Genomic DNA, 18,054 nt, shown 5'->3' on the forward strand with positions numbered 1-18,054 from the left:
GAGGTAAGGCACCATCTCTCGTGTGCGGGTGCTGATCGTGTCATGGGAGTTTCCTCCGCTGGTGATCGGCGGGCTCGGCCGGCATGTCGGGCACCTGGCCCGGCAGTTGGCCGCGCTCGGCCATGACGTCCGGGTGCTCACCCGGGGCGAGCGGCCCGAGCCCGAGCAGCAGCGCTATGAGGGGGTCACCGTCTGGCGGGCGGCCGCCGACGGGCTGGCGATCGACTTCGGCAGCGAGAGCGTGCTGGCCTGGACCCAGGCCTTCGAGCACTCGCTGACCCGGGCCGGACTGCTGCTGGTCTCGCAGTGGCAGCCCGAGGTCATTCACGCCCACGACTGGCTGGTGGCCCAGACCGCGCTCACCCTGCGCCAGGTCACCGGCAGCCCGGTGGTGGTCACCGTGCACAGCACCGAGCACGGCCGGCAGCAGGGCTGGCTGAGTGAGCCGGCGCCGCGTGCCATCCACTCGGTGGAACGCTGGCTGTGCCGCGAGGCCTCGGCGGTGATCGCCTGCTCGCGGTTCATGGCGGGCCAGGTCGCCGAGCTGTTCCAGCTTGAGCTCGGCAAGGTCCGGGTGATCGGCAACGGGGCCGACCGCGTTCCGGCGGCTGAGTCTCATCCCCAGGTCGAGACAGTCGATACCGAGAAGTACGCGGGTCGGCCGCTGCTGGTGTTCGCCGGCCGGCTGGTGCACGAGAAGGGCCTGCAGGAGCTCATCAAGGCCCTGCCGCTGCTGCGTGCGGAGCTGCCCGACGTGCGGCTGGTGGTGGCCGGCGTGGGCCAGCAGCTGGCCGACCAGCAGGACCGCGCGGCCCGGTACGGGGTCAGCGACCTGATCCACTGGGCCGGCTTTCTCGACGCCGCCGAACTGGCCGGGCTGCTGGGCGCCGCTGACCTGGTGGTGGTGCCCTCGCTCTACGAGCCGTTCGGGATGGTGGCGCTGGAGGCCCAGTTGGCCGGCGCTCCGGTGGCGGTCTCTGACACCGGCGGCCTGGCTGAGCTGGTGGAGCCCGGCCGCACCGGGCTGCGGTTCACTCCCGAGGACCCGGCTGCGATCGCGGCCGCCGTGCGGCAGGTGGTGGCCGACCCGGCTGCCGCCCGCCAGCAGGCGAGGCGGGCCCAGCGCCGGGCCCAGGAGGAGTTCGGCTGGGCCGCGGTGGCAAGCCGGACGGCCGAGGTCTACGCGGCGGTCCAGCCGTAGCCTGCCTGCCTGCCTGCCTGCCTGACGTCGCCTGGCTGACGTCGCCTGGCCCGTTGTGCGGCCTGAAACCGCGTTGATCCCCTCCGTTAGCGCGGTTTCAGGCCGCACAATGCCACCGGGGACGTCAGTCCAGGCCCAGCTTGGCGGCCATGTCGGCGATCGCGGCCCGGGTCTCGGCGCCGGCGGCGTGGTCATCGCGCCGATTGCGGACCACCCTGGCCGGCACCCCGACCGCCACCGAGTACGGCGGCAGGTCGCGGGTCACCACGGCGTTGGCCGCCACCACGCAGCCATCGCCGATCACCGTGCCGCGCACCACCGACACCTTGTTGGCCAGCCACACGTCCGCGCCGATCCGCACCGGGGACTTGACGATCCCCTGGTCCTTGATCGGGCGCTCGACGTCGGCGAAGACGTGGTCGAAGTCCGTCACGTAGACCATGTCGGCGATGATGCTGGCGGCCCCGACGCTGATGTCGAGGTAGGCGTTGACCACGTTGTTGCGGCCGAACACCACCTTGTCCCCGATCCGCAGGGTGCCCTCATGGCAGCGCAGCGAGGTGCCGTCGCCCAGATGCACCCAGCGCCCCAGCACCAGCCGCCCGAATCCCGGCCGGGCATAGAGCTCGACGTTCTTGCCGAGAAAGACGAAACCGGTGGTGACGACATGGGGATTGGCGAGCTTGAACCGCCAGAACCGCCAGTACCGCAGCAGGTACCACGGGGTGTAGGCCCGGTGCCGCAGCACCCAGCGCAGGCTCGCCACGCTGAGCCAGCGCGGCTGTCCCGCAGCGCGGGCGCGGAAGCGCCATCGGCCGATCACGGCTCAGTCCGGCGGCGTCAGCAGGTCGAGCACCTCCGACGGCTTGGCGCACAGCCGCGACGCCCCGGCAGCCCTCAGCTCGGCGGCCGAGCCGTAGCCCCAGAGCGCGCCGGCGCAGTCCAGCCCGTGCGCTGCCGCCCCGAGCACGTCGTGGCTACGGTCACCGACCATCAGCACGGTGGCCGGGTCGGGATCGCCCAGCCTGCGCAGCGCCTCTCCCACCACCAGCGTCTTGGAGTTCCGGGCGCCGTCGAGGGTGTCCCCGCAGATCGTCTGGAAGAAGTCGGCCAGCCCCAGATGCGCCACGATCCGGCTCGCGTGCGGCTCGGGCTTGCTGGTGGCGACGGCGAGGCGGTGACCGCGCTCGGCCAGCGCCTGCAAGGTCTCCAGCACGCCGTCGTAGCGGGTGGTGTCGAACATGGCGCCGCCCTCGACGTAGTGCCGGCGGTAGGAGGCCACCACCTCGTCGAGGCGGTGCTCGCCGACCAGCGGCGGCAGCGAGTGCCAGAACGGCGGTCCGAGCAGCGACCGGGCGGTGTCGGAATCCACCCAGTCCAGGCCGGCCTCGGCGAAGCTGGTCCGCAGCGCGCCGAGGATCCCGGGCGCCGAGTCGCTCAAGGTCCCGTCGAGGTCGAAAAGGACGGTGTCGATCATGCGGGCTTGGCTCCGGTGATCTCTACGTTGTAGAACAGCTGGGCCGGCACGAACTTCGACAGCACCGCCGAGTCCAGCTTGTGCAGCCGCTGCCAGTTCTTGAAGGCGAACATCGCCCAGCCGAAGCCGAGCTTCTCGCGCGGCACAGCGGCCTCGAACGTCCGCACCGGCCAGCCGAACCAGGCCGCGGTCAGCTCGTCGGTCCGGGTCTGCACCCCCACCGCGCCTGCCGCCTCAGCGGTTTGGCGCAACTGGGCCGGGTCGAAGGTGTGCAGGTCGACGACGGCCTCGAGCGCGGCGGCCCGTGACGAGGCGTCCAGCTCGGCCTTGGGCCGCGCCCAGGACTTCAGCCGGTCCAGCCGGGTCACCCGGGTGGTGGCCCACCAGGTCAAGCGGGACAGCCGGCGCGCGACGTAGTCGCCGTAGCGGGTCGGCTCGCCCGCGAAGACGAACCGGCCACCCGGCTTGAGCACCCGCAGCACCTCGCGCAACGCCTGCTCGACGCCGGGGATGTGATGCAGGACGGCATGCCCGACCACCAGGTCGAAGCTGTCGTCGGGATAGGGGATGGACTCGGCGTCGGCGACCCGGCCCTCGATGTCGAAACCGAGGTTGGCGGCGTTGCGGCGCGCCACCTCGACCATGCCGGGGCTGAGGTCGGTCACCGCGCCGGAGTCGATCACGCCGGCCAGCTTGAGGTTCAGCAGGAAGAAGCCGGTGCCGCAGCCCAGCTCCAGCGCCCGGCCGTAGGGCCAGCCGGTGACGCCGGCGACGTGGGCGAACCGGTCGCGGGCGTAGTCGATGCAGCGCTGGTCGAAGCTGATCGACCACTTCTGGTCGTAGGTGCCTGCCTCCCAGTCGTGGTAGAGCACGTTGGCGAGCTTGGGGTCGCGCCAGGCCGCCTCGACCTGGGCGGCGCTGGCAGGGGGGTTGGGTTCGGCCGACATGCTCAGTTGCCGATGAACTCGGCCTTGCCGGGCCCGGAGGAGATGAAGGAGGCCATTCCGCGCTGCTTGTCCTCGGTGGCGAACAGGCCGGCGAACAGCTGAGATTCCAGCTTCAGGCCGCTGGCCAGGTCGGTCTGCAGGCCGCTGTCGATGGCGAGCTTGGCCGCCCGCAGCGCCAGCGCCGGCCCGCGGGCGAACTTGGCGGCCATCGCCTGGGCGGTGGAGTACACCTCGTCGGCTGGCACCACGACGTCCACCAGGCCCAGCTGCAACGCCTCGGCGGCGTCGACGAAGCGGCCGGTGAAGATCAGGTCCTTGGCCTTGGCCGGGCCGATCAGCCGGGCCAGCCGCTGGGTGCCGCCCATCCCGGGAATGACACCCAACAGGATCTCGGGCTGGCCCCACTTGGCGTTGTCGGCGCTGACCCGGAAGTCCGCAGTCAGCGCCAGCTCGCAGCCACCGCCCAAGGCGTAGCCGGTCACCGCCGCGATGACCGGCTTGGGCAGCTGGGCGATGGCGTCCAGCGACGACGACACCGCCGCGCCCCGCCGCTGCATGTCCTGGGCCGACATGGTGTGCATCTCCTTGACGTCGGCGCCGGCCACGAACACCTTCGGCCCACCCCACAGGATGACTGCCCGGATGTCATCGCGCCGGTCGCACTCGGCGGCCGCCTGACGCAGCTCCTCCTGCACCTGGGTGTTGAGGGCGTTCACCGGGGCCCGGTCGATCCGGATAGTGGCCACACCGTCGGTGACCTCGAGCGCTAGGTACTCAGTCATGGCGCGAGCCTACCCAGAGCGGCCAAAGCGGTCGCGGCGCTCTGCCTCAGCGGGCTCGCGCGAAGTAGCGACCGTCCTCGCACTCGACGACGAGGTCCAGGCCGAAGGCCCGGGACAGGTTCGCCGAGGTCAGCACGTCGGCGATCAGCCCCTGAGCCACGACCTTCCCCTCGCCCAGCAGCAGTGCGTGGCTGATGCCCAGCGGGATCTCCTCGACATGGTGGGTCACCAGGACCATCGCCGGGGCCTCCGGGTCGGCGGCGAGCCTGGCCAACCGGCGCAGCAGGTCTTCCCGGCCCCCCAGGTCCATGCCGGCGGCCGGCTCGTCCAGCAGCAGCAGCTCCGGGTCGGTCATCATCGCCCGGGCGATCTGCACCCGCTTGCGCTCGCCCTCGCTCAACGTGCCGTAGGCCCGCTCGGCCAGCTCGGCGACCCCGAACCGGTTCAGCAGCGTCCGGGCCCGCCTGACGTCCAGGCGGCCGTAGGCCTCGCGCCAGCGCCCGATCACGGCGTAGCCGGCCGAGACGACCACGTCGATCACCAGCTCGCCCGGCGGGATCCGCTGGGCCAGCGCCGCCGAGGACAGCCCGATCCGGGGGCGCAGCTCGAAGACGTCGACCGCGCCCAGCCGCTCGCCGAAGACCACGACGGCGCCGGTGGTGGGGTGCATGGTGGTGGCTGCCAGCTGCAGCAGGGTGGTCTTGCCCGCGCCGTTGGGCCCGAGCACCGCCCAGCGCTCGTCCTCTTCCACCGTCCAGTCGACGGAGTCGAGCAGCAGCTTGGCGCCGCGTCGAACCGTCACCTGGCTCAGCTGCAGGACGGCGTCGGGGTCTGATTCGAAATCGGGGCGCACCACGCCCCCATCCAACCGCACGCGCACAACGGGAGAGAAAACGCCCATCGCGTGACCGGCGTAAGGTCGCCTGCGCTATGGAACAAGCACCCGACCTCAGGCAGGGCCTGGCCCACCGGCTCGACTGCGCCGCGAGCGAACTGGTGGCGTGGCCGGGTCAGCCGTTTCCGCTCGGCGCCAGCTGGGACGGCGAAGGCACCAACTTCAGCATCTGGTCACCGACGGCCACCCGCGCCGAGGTGTGCCTGTTCGTCGAGGGAGTCGAGACCCGCGTGCGGTTGGCGGAGCGAACCTTCCACATCTGGCACGGCTACCTGCCGGGAGTCAATCCCGGCCAGCGGTACGGCTTCCGGCTCGACGGCCGCCACCAACCGGCCACGGGCGAGCTGCACAATCCCGCCAAGCTGTTGATCGACCCCTACGCCCGAGCTATCGAAGGTGACTTCATCGACGACGTCGCCTGCTACGGCGACAACGACCTCGACTCGGCGCCCTTCGTCCCACGGTCGGTGGTGGTCCTGGACGGATTTCCCTGGGGGGCCGATCCCCGGCCTGACACGGCATGGGAAGACACGATCATCTACGAGCTGCACGTCAAGGGTTTCACCGCCCGCCACCCGGGCATCCCCGCCGACCTGCGCGGCACCTATGCCGGCCTCGGCCACCCGGCAGCCATCTCCTACCTCAAGGACCTGGGCGTCACCGCCGTCGAGCTGCTGCCGATCCACCACTTCGTCAACGAGCCGGCGCTGCAGCGCCGGGGCGCCAAGAACTACTGGGGTTACAACTCGATCGGCTTCTTCGCCCCGCACGCCGCCTACGCCACCCACACCGGCCGGCTCGGCGGCAACCAGGTGCGGGAGTTCAAGGCGATGGTCCGGGCCATGCACGCCGCCGGCATCGAGGTGATCCTCGACGTCGTCTACAACCACACCGGCGAGGCCACCCCGGACGGCCCGATGCTGTCCTTCCGGGGAATCGACAACCGCGCCTACTACCGGGTGGACCCGGCCAACCCGGCCAGGTACCTGGACTACACCGGCTGCGGCAACACCCTGGACGTCCGGACCCCGGCCGTGCTGCAACTGGTGATGGACTCGCTGCGCTACTGGGTCACCGAGATGCACGTCGACGGCTTCCGCTTCGACCTGGCCTCGGCGCTGGCCCGGTCACTGCACGACGTCGACAAGCTCTCCTCGTTCTTCGACACCATCCACCAGGACCCGGTGATCAGCCAGGTCAAGCTCATCGCCGAGCCGTGGGACCTCGGCGATGGCGGGTACCAGGTGGGGCAGTTCCCGCCGCTGTGGACCGAGTGGAACGGCAAGTACCGCGACACGGTGCGTGACTTCTGGTCACACGGCAGCGGCGGGGTCCGCGATCTGGCCTTTCGGCTCACCGGGTCCTCAGACCTCTACGCCGACGACGGCCGGCTGCCGTTCGCCTCGATCAACTTCGTGACCGCCCATGACGGGTTCACGATGCGCGACCTGGCCAGCTACGAGCGCAAGCACAACGAGGGCAACGGCGAGGGCAACGCCGACGGCACCGACGACAACCGCTCGATCAACTTCGGGGTCGAGGGCGAGACCGATGACCCGGTGGTCAACGAGCTGCGCCGCAAGCAGGTCCGCAACCTGCTCACCACGCTGCTGCTCTCCACCGGCGCGCCGATGCTGGTGGCCGGCGACGAGCGCTACCGGACCCAGGGCGGAAACAACAACGCCTACGTGCAGGACAACGACGTCTCGTGGTTGGACTGGCAGGACACCGAGGCCAGCGCTGACCTGTTGGCGCTGACGCGACGCCTGATCGCCCTTCGCAGGGCCTCACCGGTGCTGCGCCAGCGAGCTTTCTTCGAGGGCCGGGCGGTCAACGCCGACGGCTGCAAGGATCTCGCCTGGTTCCACCCCACCGGTCGGGAGCTCGGCAGCGGCGACTGGTTCGACCGCGGTCTGCGGACCATCGGCATGTACCTCGACGGTCGCGGCCTGCGCCACCGCGGGCGACGTGGCGAGGTCATCTCCGACCAGTCCTACCTGTTGCTGCTGCACTCCGGCGAGCAGCCGGTGCGCTTCACCCTGCCGGGCCTGCCCTGGGCCGATCGCTACCAGGTGGTGATCGACACCGCCCAGGCCGGCGGCCTGTCCTGCGCCGAGCCGGTCGACGGCGGCGCCGAGATCACGGTCCCCGGACGTTCGGTGCTGCTGCTGCGCGCCGACCGCGACTGAGCTCACGCCAGGGCCGGCCCGATCGCCTACGGGGCCAGTCCCGGCCCCGCGGGCGGACTCCGCCGACCCGTTGCCGGGTAACGCTGGCGGTAGCGACCCGCTCGGTACTCTTACTACGGACGCTCTTGCCTTAGCGGACAATATGGAGTCCCGGCCCAGCCCGGCTACGAACATGGATGGTGAGGCCATTCACGATTTGGTAACCTGCGGGCGCTCCGGAATGCTTTACTCCTAACAGATACGGCGGGAAGCTTTTGAAAAATAAGCAACCGGACTATTCAACGTCTGACGGATTGCGGTCGCGCAATGCGGTGACCAGCCGGGAAGTGGCCCTAGCGGCCGGCGTCTCGCAGTCGGCCGTATCGTTGGTCATTTCCGGAAAATGGCGCGGCCGCGTGAGTGTGGAAACCGCGGAGCGGATAAAGGCCTGCGCTCGCGAGATGCGGTACCGGCCGAACCTGGCGGCCCGCGGCCTGCGCACCGATCAGACTGGAATGGTGCTGGCGGTCCTACCGGCTCTCGCCATTCCCACCTTCAGCGACATCTTCGTCGGAGTCAGCAGCGAGGCACAGCAGGCTGGGTACAGCGTGGTTATCGCGCCCACTCCCTCGCCGGTCTCCAATGCCACGCTTCCCGTGCCCGGTTACCTCGTCGACGGGGTCGTGGTGTGCCGCGACGCGCTGGAGGTCATGGATTCACTCGCGCATCTGCCGGCGGTGGGAATTGACACCAATCCCCGCTCGATGAGCGTCACCGTGAATTCCGACGCGGCGGGCGGCATACGTGCGTTGTGTCGAATGCTGGCACAGCGTGGCCACCGTCGGATCGGCTATCTACAAGTCAATCAAGTGGGCTCCTGGCTCATGTCGACAAAGCATCACGCGGCAGCCCAGGTGCTTTCTCAGGAATCGGTCGAATTGATTGTGCATTCGACCTCATTCGAATTGTCGAAAGCCCGTATAGCGGCTCGCGAACTGCTGTGCCGAAGCGATCGGCCCACCGCGATAATCTGCGAGGACGACAATATCGCGATTGCTGTCTACATCGAGGCGGCCGCGCTCGACCTCAGGATTCCCGACGACATATCGGTGGTCGGCCATGACGATCTGCCGATTGCCGACGCGCTGCATCCGGCGTTGACGACGCTGACCGTTCCGTCGGTGGCGCTGGGCTCGCTGGCCATGCTCTCGCTACTGAGCATGCTCAGGGGCGAGGCGCCCTCGTCGCAGCGGCTGAAGGTCAGCCTCACCGAACGCGAGTCGGTCCGCACGATCTGATCGGCCGTCACGGGATGGGCGGCGGCGTCACCAGCGCCGCCGCGCACGCCAACGCCGCGCGGCTACGACGCCGGCAACGCCTTGCTGTTGTCGAACATCAACCGCACCGCCAGAGCAGCCAGGACGCTGCCCATCACCAGCCGCTGAGCCCGCAACCAGCCGGGCCGCCGGAGCAGGAACACCGAGATCGTGCCGGCCGCCAGCACGATCAGGAAGTTGACCGTCAGGGCCACCACGATCTGGATGCCGCCCAGGATGAACCCCTGGGCCAGGACGTTGCCGGCCGCGGGCCTGACGAACTGCGGGATGAGCGACAGGTACATGACTGCGATCTTCGGATTGAGGAGGTTGGTCATCAAGCCCATCGAGAAGAGCCGCCAGGGTGAGTCCTCGGCCAGCTCCTTGGGCGCGAACACCGACGCTCCCCCGGGTTTGAGCGCCTTCCACGCCAACCATCCCAGGTATAGCGAGCCCAGAACCCGGACTGCCACGTACAGGTCCGGAACGGCGACGAAGACCGCAGTCAGCCCGAGGTTGGTCGCGACCAGGTACACGAGGAATCCGACCGCGACCCCGATCAAGGAGATGACCCCTGCCCGGCGGCCCTGGGTGATGCTGCGCGACACCAGGTACATCATGTTCGGCCCGGGAGTGAGCACCATGCCCAGAGCTATCGTGAAAACTCCTAGCGCTGATGACATCGCGATCATCGGCACTCCCTCTTAAACGGCCTGTCCTGCCGGTCTGCAGTCATCCACACCGGCACGCCGCCTCACCTCGAGTTAGGCGCCAGGCGTTCGAGGAAGCGCGCTGGCGATGACGAAGCGCTCATGCCGGTGAACAATATAGATGAAACCGCTCAGCAGCGTACCTGACAGCTTTTTCCACCTCCGCCGACGTCGAGGCCCGAAATCTCATTCGAGCCCCCACATGCTCATAACCCCCGACCTTCGGAATGCGATACCCGACCGGCGGCACGATGGTCACATAGGGGCCGGACTCGGCCGGCTCGTGCTCGATCCGGTCGATGCGGCACGGCGCCGGGACCGGCGTCGGCACCAGCAGCCATCCGCCGACTTCGTCGGAGGCCGCGGCTGGTTGCTCCGGCAGCGGCCGGCCGAGCTGGATGGCGGTCGCCGCGGCGGCGAGGTCCACGCCGTGCACCTCCCGCCAGAGAAACGGGATCTCCGCGCCCCCGACCCGTCCGCCGATCTCCAGGAAGGTGATGTCGGGACCTCGGTCGGCGTGAGCTGCCACGAAGGCCTCCATGTGCACCACTGCCGGCTGCGGCGTGATCGCCGCGATGGCGGCCGTGGAGAACTCACCGAGGTGCCCCAGCAGCTTGGCGTCATCCACCTCGACCGATCCCAGCGGTGCTCCGACGGTGAAGTCGACGCAGGTGTTGAGGTAACGCGAGGCCCGCCAGGAGACCAGACGCGAACCGTTCCAGACGCCGTCGATATGAAAGATCGGCGCCGGGCAGAAGCTTTGCGCCAGCCTCGGCTCGTCCGGCAGGTCCGCGAGCTGGGCGACGTCCTCGGCCGCGTCGATCCGCAGCACGCCGCGGCTGGCTGTTCCAAAGCGCGGTTTGACGATGATCGGCCCGCCCTCCTGGGCCAGAAACCGCAGCACCTCTGACTCGCTCGACACTGCCGCGAACCGCGGGGTCGCCACGCCGGCCGCCGCGACGGCCGCCACCATGGTGTGCTTGTCCCGAAACACCGCCTGGCTCTGCGGGGTCTCACCGGGGCAGCCGAGCAGCACCCGGAGCTCGGCGACGGCGTCGAGGTCGCCCTCGTTGAGCGCCACGATCCGCGACGGGGCGCCAAACCGCTGGCAGAGCCGGCCCGTGGCGCTGACCAGCTCGGCGAGGTCGTCCGTGCGCGAGACCACCTCGACCGCCGCAGCCGACTCGGCCACCGACGGAGCGGCCAGAGGGGTCACGATGTAGCTGACGTCGATGGCCCGATGGTCGATGTACTCCTCATACAGCGCGTGCTTGTCACGCCACCGGTGCACCACAATCACATGTTCGGTCATGCCACCACTCCTTCACCCTGATCGTGAATCATGCGGACGGCATAGGTTGCCGCAACGACCGCGCTGCGGGCGGACTCCAGCGCCAGCCGGGCGGCGGTGAGATCCGGGTGCGGCAGGCAGGTGGCGGCATGGCTTGCGCAGTCCACCAGGTGCAGCACCGCCTGACTGAGCACATCGGCGCTGCCGAAGTCCTTGATTACAGCGGCATGCGCGCCGGCCAGCAGTTCCTCGGCTGAGGGGGAAGGAACTGGCTCGGACGCAGGTCCTGTTCGGGCTGGGTGGAGGTCGGTGGAGGGGTTCACGGCGGCGTCCTCGTTCTCAGAAGGTGCAGCTACCCGGCTGTAGGGGGGCCGAAGACGGTTGCTCGGCAGCTGATGTGGAATAGGGGTTCTCGACCGGCCGAAACCCGGTGGGCGTGTGAGCCAGCCAGCTCACCGAGATCTGACGGCGGGCCAGCTCGCTGTACATCTCATCGGGCAGTCGCGCCCCGCCCTGCAGCACCACCCTGGCCAGCTCGCCGGCGGCCTGCAGCACCTGCGGGGTCAGGGCTGCGGGATCGCTGACGAACAGCTCGCGAACCGAGCGCAGCGACAGCGCGTCGTCGGCGCGGGAGGGAGTGTCATTCTGCTCTGTCATCACGGCTCACCTGTCCAATCCGAAGTATTCCGAGGCCTGCGCGATGTCCTGCTCGCCGCGGCCGGTCAGCAACACGACAAGCGCGTCATCAGGCTGGTAGGCCCTAGCGGCCTCGAGCGCGCCCGCCAGGGCGAACGCGGAGTCGATGGAGGCGATGAGCCCTTCGCATTGGCCTAGCAGGGCCCACGCCCGCATGGCGCGGGTGTGGCTGACGGCGCCGGCCTGCATTCGGTTGAGCCGGTCCGAACAACGCCGGCCGTCCTGCTCCGGCGCTGAGCCGGCGAGCGGGCCGAAGCTGTACAGGTCGGTGGCGGGCTGATCGGCGAACGCGCGTAGGAACGCCTGTCCGCAACCGCGACCGGCCGTGCTTGCCACCGCCACCGGTGACCTGCCGGTGAGGGCGGCTGCCTGCTGGCTGGTCTCCCGCGCGATCAGCCGCCCGCCCTCTGCCGCTATCAACGGCGCGCCGAAGCGCGGTTGGGGCTCGACCAGGAGCAACTGGCTGTCGGTGACGTCGCACAACCAGTCCGAGACCGCGCTCCGGTCTGCCTGGCGCCGATCGCCGGGACCCGTGCCGACCACGGTCACGCAGGCGCCCAACATGGTCATGGCAGCGATCTGGGGGCCCGCGGCGATCTCATCGCAACGTCCGATGTGCACGGTGCAATCCAGCCCGAGCCGGGCCGCGACTGCCGCCGCGGCAACGCCTGCGCGGCCCGAGGTGGTGCTGGCGACGAGGCGCCGGCGGCCCATCCGCTGCGCCAGCATGCCCTGGATCAGCACGTCGGTCGCCACCGCTGCGCCGGTGTGCGCCAGATCCTCACGCTTGAGCAGGATCCGACAGGTTCCGGCCTGCCCGGCGAGGGCGGCCGCCTCGGTGAGCGGCGTGGGACGGCCCACGAAATCGCGCAGCGCCGGCTCCAGCGCGCCGGTGAAGGCCTCATCCGAACGCGCGTCCTCGAATGCCCTGTCCCATTCGGCCAATGCCGCGCCCAGCCGGTCGGCTGCCCCCGGCCCGATGGCTTCATAGACGCCGGGGTCCGGCTCGCGGTATCGGCCATGACCGCTTCGACTCACTCGCCCGAGTGCGGTGACCGTCATCGCAACTGCCCTGGTTGTCGGGCGAGCGCTGCGGCCGGAGGGCTGAAGTAGCTGGGGATATCGAGTCGCCAACCTTGTTCCAGCGGTGGCCGGATCGCCCGGATCACCATCGCCACCGGTACGAACACGATGAAGTACACCAGTTTCCACAAGATAACGCGCACGAGTCTTCCTCTCGTCGGTGTTGATCGGCCGTGAGCGGTGAGGGGTCAGTCGAGCGGAAGGCTCTCGCGCCAATCGACTTCTTCTGACCAGGCCGGCTGGTCCTGCTTGGCCAGCACGTGATTGCCCAGCACCAGGTAGTCGATGTTCGTGCGCATGAAGCAGGTGTAGGCCTCCTCCGGCGTGTTCACGATCGGCTCACCCCTGACGTTGAAGGAGGTGTTGACCAGCACGGGGCTGCCGGTGATGCGGTCGAACTCGCTGAGCAATCGGAAGAAGGGCGGGTTCACCCCGTCGTCTTCGACGGTTTGCACCCGGGCGGAGTAGTCGACGTGGGTGACGGCCGGCACGGTGGATCGGTGCTGCTTGAGCCGGTCCAGCCCGTTGGCCACGGCGCCGGTCTCGGCGATCCGCTGCTGCGGCTGGATCCCGGTCACGAGCAGCATGTACGGGCTGGGCTGGGTGAGGCCGAAGTACTCGCCGGCACGCTCGGCGAGCACCGCGGGCGCGAAGGGCCGGAACGACTCGCGGAACTTGATCTTGAGGTTCATGGTGGACTGCATCTCGGGACTGCGGGCGTCACCGAGGATCGACCGGGCGCCCAACGCCCTGGGCCCGAACTCCATCCGTCCCTGGAACCAGCCGATGACCTTGTCCTGGGCGAGCAACTCCGCCGTCCGGGTGGCCAGTTCGCCGTCCTCGTAACGCTGGAACGGGATGTGCCGGCTGGTCAGGAACGAGGCGATGCGCTCGTCGGAGTAGGACGGTCCCAGCAGCGATCCCGACATCGCGTCCCGGCCGGCCGGGTCCAGCGGCCGGCTGGCGCCTCGCTCGATCGCCGTGAGCATCGCCGCGCCCAGGGCCCCGCCGGCGTCTCCGGCGGCCGGTTGGATCCAGATCTCGTCGAAAACGCCGGCCTCTGCCAGCTTGCCGTTGGCGACGCAGTTCAGCGCCACGCCACCGGCCAGGCACAACCTGCTCTCGCCAGTGAGCCGGCGTGCGGTGCGCCCGAGCTTGAGCACCACCTCCTCGGTGACCTGCTGGATCGAGGCGGCGAGGTCGAACTGCTCCTCGGTCAGCTGCGCCTCGGGAAGCCGGCGACGGATGCCGAACAGCCTCTCCATGGCAGGCCCTGTCATCACCTCGCCCTTGAGGTACTCGAAGTACTTCATGTTCAGGCGGAAGGACCCGTCTGCCTTGATGTCGATCAGCTCTCGCCGGATGACGTCGGCGAACCGGGGTGTCCCGTACGGCGCCAGGCCCATCAGCTTGTACTCGCCTGAATCCACCTTGAATCCGCAGAAGTAGGTGAACGCCGAGTACAGCAGCCCCAGCGAGTGCGGGAAGCGGATCTCGGTCAGCGGCTTCAGGCTGCCGTCGGCCCGGCCGTGCCACATCGTGGTGGTGGCCCACTCGCCCACGCCGTCGATGCACAGCACCGCGGCCGACTCGTACGGACTCGGCAGGAACGCCGAGGCGGCATGGGACTCATGGTGCTGACGGCACTGCACCGGCGGGATCGCGCCCAGGTCCAGGGCCTTGAGCTCACGACGCAGCGTCGCTCCCACCGAGCGCTTGTCGCCCAACCAGCCACCCACGCTGGCGGCGAACGAGCTGGACCCGAACGGCGCCGCGGCCAGGTAGGTGGCCCGAACCCTGCCGACCTTCAGCTTCGGGTTCTCGTAGTACACGACGGCGGCGACGTCGTCGAGCTTGGCTCCCGCCTCGTCGAGGCAGTACTGGATCGCCTTCGCCGGAAAGGCCGGATCATGACGCCGGCGGGTGAACCGCTCCTCCTGAGCAGCGGCCACCGGCAGGCCGTCACTGACCAGCGCTGCCGCGCTGTCGTGGTAATAGGCAGACACGCCGAGAATAAGCTCAGACATCGATGCTCCGGTCGGAAGGGTTTGTCGGAAAGGTTGCCGCGGTCATCGAGGGCCACCTCGGCGCTCGGCCCGGCGCTGGGCCAGCTTGGCCCGGAAGGTGTCCGGCGCCCCCAGCGAGGCGTAGCCCATCCGCACTCTGCGCCAGGCCGCTTCCTGATGATCAGCGCCCTGCTCGGCGCCGACGGAGGCGAGGTAGGTGTCCACGGCGTCGGCGGCCCACGCCGAGTGGCCGGTGGCCACGTTGTCGATCGTGTTGTGGATGTCGACGAACCGGGTGTTGAAGCCGTACTCGCGCAGCGCGCGGTGCGCCTGCCGGTAGGTGCCGCCCACACCGGAGAGCTCCATAGCCAGGTTCAGTCCGAGGATCTCGGGCATGAAGGTCCTCGGCAGCCGGCCGATGCACAACCAGTAGACCGGCAGCTCGAAGGACGGCGGGCGCAGCAGCGGCCATTCTGCGAATTCCACAGACGCCGTAGGCGGCGCCTCGATGCCCATGTCCAGCAGCACCTGCCGGTAGATCAGCGGGTGATTCAGCTCAAGCCGGCCGTTTCCGAGCTCGTCCCAGTAGGTGTCGAACAGCGGGTAGCCGACTTCGGTCCGAGCATGCTGGAAATCGGTGAAACCCTGCAGCCACGAGCCGTCGATGAGGGTGAGCGGCGCCAGCTGCAATGTCGAGTCGATCAGGGCCTCCCGGCTCGGCAGCTCCTCCTGCTGATGAGAGGTGAAATCCTCGCTGTGCTGGTCATGGCGTTGCAGCAGCCATGGGCGCAGCCCCTGTTCCGACCACGCCACAGGCAGCCGTTCGGCCTCGGAGAGCTCGGTGTGCGCGGCACGGGCCAGCCAGCCGCGGACGTACCTGGCCGCCCATGCCTGCATGCCCGGGCTGTTCGGCTGCAACAGCAGGTGGTAGGCCTGCCGGATGGAGGCAGGCGCCGGCCCAGGCGCCGGTGGGTTCAGGTTGGGAGTTCGCAGCCAGCGCAGCGGTGGCGGTGTCGCGGTCGGCGTGGGGGCGAGGTCGGGCTGGCTCGAGCCCAGCGAGTTGATCCACCGCCTGATGACCCCGAGGTCCGCGGGTGAGAAGACCCGGAACATCGGCCCGCGGGAGCTCACCAGGCCGTTGACCAGGGAGCTCGCCCCAGCACGGCCCGGCTTCACCAGCCGGCTGGTCGCCAGCGCGTCCAGGAACGGCCCCGGATCCACCTGGCAGTCGCGCAGCCATTGCGACAACGGCTTGTCCTGCAAGAGGAAGCGCTCGTGATAGACCGAACCCTCCCGGGCGCGCAGCCGCATCAACTCCGCCATCTCGAAGCTGGGGTCCCCAGCGGCCTGCAGCTCCTGCGCGACCTGATCGCACCAGTTGCTCAGCAGGTCCAACAGCCAGGCCTGAGCAGCTGCCGCGCGTTCGGACACCGCTGGGTCCCCGCGCTGTTCGGCCGCGAGCAGGTCGAGGGCTTCGCGGCTGCTCGGCGTCGCGCCGGCATCAGCCGGACGCATGGGCACGCCGAAGTCCAGGCGTGCCCAGTCGGCCAGGGCCGGGCTGGCTTTCACCAGCAGTTGCAGCGGAGGAAGCAGCCCGACGCTGCGCACCAGCGCGTCGACGCCGATCAGCTCGGCCTCGAAGTCGGCCGAGCGCCGGCTCATCGCTGACAGAACCGAGGGCAGGTGAAACGACAGGTCCGGTATCCGGGCGTCGCGGCAGAGCTGTGACAGCGGCGCCGCGTAGTCAGCCAGCGCCAGGGACTGCAACAGCGTGTAGTACGCGTCGGCGCGGCCCGCCCGGGGCGCGCCGACCCCGATGTCATCGGCGTAGACGGCCAACATCGCCAGCGAGCTCGGCCGCTCGGCCGAGCTGGAGGCGCACAGCGACTGCAGCCAACTGCCCGCGGTCAACATGACGGGCGCGCAGTGCAGGGCGGTCCGACGGATGAGCACCTCCCGCAGCTCCGGCTCGCTCACGCCCTCAGCCATCGCGGCGAAACGGGCTCGCTGGCTGCTCGCCCACTGGCGGGCCTGCTCGCAGAGCTCGTCGACGCCGCGCTTGTCGCCGCGCTGCTGAACACGCGAGATCTCAGCGCGCACGTCGTCGGCCAACCCCGGCGCGTAGTCGCGTTCGGGGTCCGACAGCGCGGCCAGGATCATCCGCGAGGGATCGGCGGCAGAGGCAGAGGCGGTCGAGGGCTGGATTCGGGCCGGCTGATCCGTCAGTGTCATGGGTTCACTTTCCTGATCTTCTCTGGCACGCCGCCGCTGCGCTCTGGCGGCACGCTGGATGGTTCAGCTCAGAACATGGGATAGATCGAGGCGTCATTCTTGGGCTTCTTCTTTCCGAAGCGAGCCAGGATTCTCTTCAGGATGCTCATGTCGAGGTCAACCTCTCGGTGGTGTCGGCGCCCTCACCGGGCAGGAGTGGGTTACTTCAGTGACAGTGACTCGGCCAACAGGCGGGCGACGATGTCGTGGCCGAGGTCGGTGTAGTGGGCCCGGTCCACATAGGCCCACGTGTCGGGCGTCAGCGCCGAGGCCATCAACCCGTTGAGATCGACGAACTCGACCGACTGCCGCTCGCAGGCCGCGGCCAGCGCCGCGGCGTAATCCCGGTGGGCCTGCGGGGTGGAGACCTCTCCGTAGAGCTGCTCCCAGGTGCCCATCTTCGAGATCCGGTCGGTCTCGTCGAAGAGCAACTTCTCCTCCGCTGAAGGCTCATCGCGCACCCAGTAGGACATCGGTTGAAGCACATAGCTGACGCGGCTGCCGTGCGGGGCGGTGAGCAGCTTCCAGTTGGCCAGATTGCGTTCGGTGTCGGCGACCGCGCGCTCGATGAACGTCGAGAGCACGTGCGGGGCGGTGTCGGTCACCACGACCGGGTCGACCTTGACGTTTCCCTTCAGCTTGGCGTTGGCTTTGCGATGCTGTGCCTTCACTCCTTCCATCGCGTCGAAGAACTCCCCGCAGAAGAAGAAGCCCCCGTGGTCTCCGCGTAGCTCCGCGGGCAGTCGGCTGGTGGCCAGCTCGTTGAACCCGGAGAGGATCACCACGTTGTCGACCTGGGGCAGCAGGTGCCGGTGGAACATGAACAGCAACAACTCCTGCGTGGCGGAGTAGCTTCGCCCGGCCATGTTGAGCCACGGGTTGCTGGGGGCGTGCTCGCTCCAGAGGCGGGAGGGCAGGGTCTTGTCATCACCGGTGGCGCCCACCCCGAGCGCCGAAGAGGTGCCGGACAGGATGTTCACCGGTCCGTCAGGGATCCGCTCCCCCACCGAGGCGATCTCACCCTTGCCGTTGTGGGAGTAGCGAAATCCGCCCGCGTCGGTGTTGATGGCCCGAGAGCGGTAGTTCGCCCGGTGGTAGTACATCAGGTAGGACATCCAGCGGACGTTGCCGCGGTCGTCGAAATCGGCGTACTGGAACATCTGCGGGGCGATTCTCTCGCGGTGAAGCTTCATCGATGCGGTCCTCCGGAG

Annotated in this window: 17 protein-coding genes; 3 read left to right on the forward strand and 14 right to left on the reverse strand. The window is 69.1% G+C overall.

What is annotated here, in order from left to right:
• Positions 1-22: 22 nt before the first annotated feature.
• Complete coding sequence (locus VGB75_03470) at positions 23-1,201, forward strand: glycosyltransferase family 4 protein (protein ID HEY0166081.1); 1,179 nt, start codon at positions 23-25, stop codon at positions 1,199-1,201.
• Between the two features lie 124 nt (positions 1,202-1,325).
• Here VGB75_03470 and VGB75_03475 read toward each other — a convergent pair whose 3' ends face one another.
• The 5 genes from VGB75_03475 to VGB75_03495 are packed head-to-tail and all read right to left on the reverse strand — an operon-like array spanning position 1,326 to position 5,281.
• A complete protein-coding gene (locus tag VGB75_03475; protein ID HEY0166082.1) occupies positions 1,326-1,967 on the reverse strand; it encodes an acyltransferase in 642 nt (213 codons plus the stop codon).
• Between the two features lie 60 nt (positions 1,968-2,027).
• A complete protein-coding gene (locus VGB75_03480; GenBank protein ID HEY0166083.1) occupies positions 2,028-2,678 on the reverse strand; it encodes an HAD hydrolase-like protein in 651 nt (216 codons plus the stop codon).
• A complete protein-coding gene (locus VGB75_03485; protein ID HEY0166084.1) occupies positions 2,675-3,625 on the reverse strand; it encodes a class I SAM-dependent methyltransferase in 951 nt (316 codons plus the stop codon). Before VGB75_03485 ends, VGB75_03480 begins: the two co-directional genes overlap by 4 nt.
• A 2-nt stretch (positions 3,626-3,627) precedes the next feature.
• Positions 3,628-4,407, reverse strand: coding sequence for an enoyl-CoA hydratase-related protein (locus VGB75_03490; protein ID HEY0166085.1), 780 nt, complete (start codon positions 4,405-4,407; stop codon positions 3,628-3,630).
• A 46-nt stretch (positions 4,408-4,453) separates the two neighbouring features.
• Complete coding sequence (locus VGB75_03495) at positions 4,454-5,281, reverse strand: ABC transporter ATP-binding protein (protein ID HEY0166086.1); 828 nt, start codon at positions 5,279-5,281, stop codon at positions 4,454-4,456.
• Between the two features lie 56 nt (positions 5,282-5,337).
• Here VGB75_03495 and glgX point away from each other — a divergent pair, with 56 nt between their 5' ends.
• Complete coding sequence (glgX, locus tag VGB75_03500) at positions 5,338-7,491, forward strand: glycogen debranching protein GlgX (GenBank protein HEY0166087.1); 2,154 nt, start codon at positions 5,338-5,340, stop codon at positions 7,489-7,491.
• Positions 7,492-7,802: 311 nt separating this feature from the next.
• Positions 7,803-8,768 carry a LacI family DNA-binding transcriptional regulator gene (locus tag VGB75_03505; protein ID HEY0166088.1) on the forward strand — a complete coding sequence of 322 codons (966 nt, stop codon included), beginning with the start codon at positions 7,803-7,805 and terminating at the stop codon, positions 8,766-8,768.
• 62 nt (positions 8,769-8,830) lie between these two features.
• Here the strand turns inward: VGB75_03505 and VGB75_03510 are convergent, their stop codons facing one another.
• The 9 genes from VGB75_03510 to VGB75_03550 all read right to left on the reverse strand — a co-directional run bounded on the left by VGB75_03510 (position 8,831) and on the right by VGB75_03550 (position 18,036).
• The gene (locus VGB75_03510; GenBank protein ID HEY0166089.1) at positions 8,831-9,478 is read right to left on the reverse strand and encodes a LysE family translocator; all 648 of its coding nucleotides are present in this window, start codon (positions 9,476-9,478) and stop codon (positions 8,831-8,833) included.
• A gap of 118 nt (positions 9,479-9,596) precedes the next feature.
• Positions 9,597-10,808 carry a hypothetical protein gene (locus tag VGB75_03515; protein ID HEY0166090.1) on the reverse strand — a complete coding sequence of 404 codons (1,212 nt, stop codon included), beginning with the start codon at positions 10,806-10,808 and terminating at the stop codon, positions 9,597-9,599.
• Complete coding sequence (locus VGB75_03520) at positions 10,805-11,110, reverse strand: hypothetical protein (GenBank protein HEY0166091.1); 306 nt, start codon at positions 11,108-11,110, stop codon at positions 10,805-10,807. The genes VGB75_03515 and VGB75_03520 overlap by 4 nt, the downstream gene beginning before the upstream one ends.
• A gap of 16 nt (positions 11,111-11,126) precedes the next feature.
• Positions 11,127-11,444 carry a hypothetical protein gene (locus VGB75_03525; protein ID HEY0166092.1) on the reverse strand — a complete coding sequence of 106 codons (318 nt, stop codon included), beginning with the start codon at positions 11,442-11,444 and terminating at the stop codon, positions 11,127-11,129.
• A gap of 6 nt (positions 11,445-11,450) precedes the next feature.
• Positions 11,451-12,521, reverse strand: coding sequence for a pyridoxal-phosphate dependent enzyme (locus VGB75_03530; GenBank protein HEY0166093.1), 1,071 nt, complete (start codon positions 12,519-12,521; stop codon positions 11,451-11,453).
• 20 nt (positions 12,522-12,541) lie between these two features.
• On the reverse strand, positions 12,542-12,709 hold the full coding sequence (locus tag VGB75_03535; GenBank protein ID HEY0166094.1) for a hypothetical protein: 168 nt from the start codon (positions 12,707-12,709) through the stop codon (positions 12,542-12,544).
• A gap of 45 nt (positions 12,710-12,754) precedes the next feature.
• The gene (locus tag VGB75_03540) at positions 12,755-14,593 is read right to left on the reverse strand and encodes a carbamoyltransferase (protein ID HEY0166095.1); all 1,839 of its coding nucleotides are present in this window, start codon (positions 14,591-14,593) and stop codon (positions 12,755-12,757) included.
• Positions 14,594-14,635: 42 nt separating this feature from the next.
• Entirely contained in the window at positions 14,636-16,804 is a 2,169-nt protein-coding gene (locus VGB75_03545) for an iron-containing redox enzyme family protein (protein HEY0166096.1), read from the reverse strand.
• 200 nt (positions 16,805-17,004) lie between these two features.
• The gene (locus VGB75_03550; protein HEY0166097.1) at positions 17,005-18,036 is read right to left on the reverse strand and encodes a hypothetical protein; all 1,032 of its coding nucleotides are present in this window, start codon (positions 18,034-18,036) and stop codon (positions 17,005-17,007) included.
• Positions 18,037-18,054 lie beyond the last annotated feature (18 nt).

Origin of the sequence: Jatrophihabitans sp., from assembly GCA_036399055.1 — a bacterium.
Lineage (GTDB): Bacteria > Actinomycetota > Actinomycetes > Mycobacteriales > Jatrophihabitantaceae > Jatrophihabitans_A.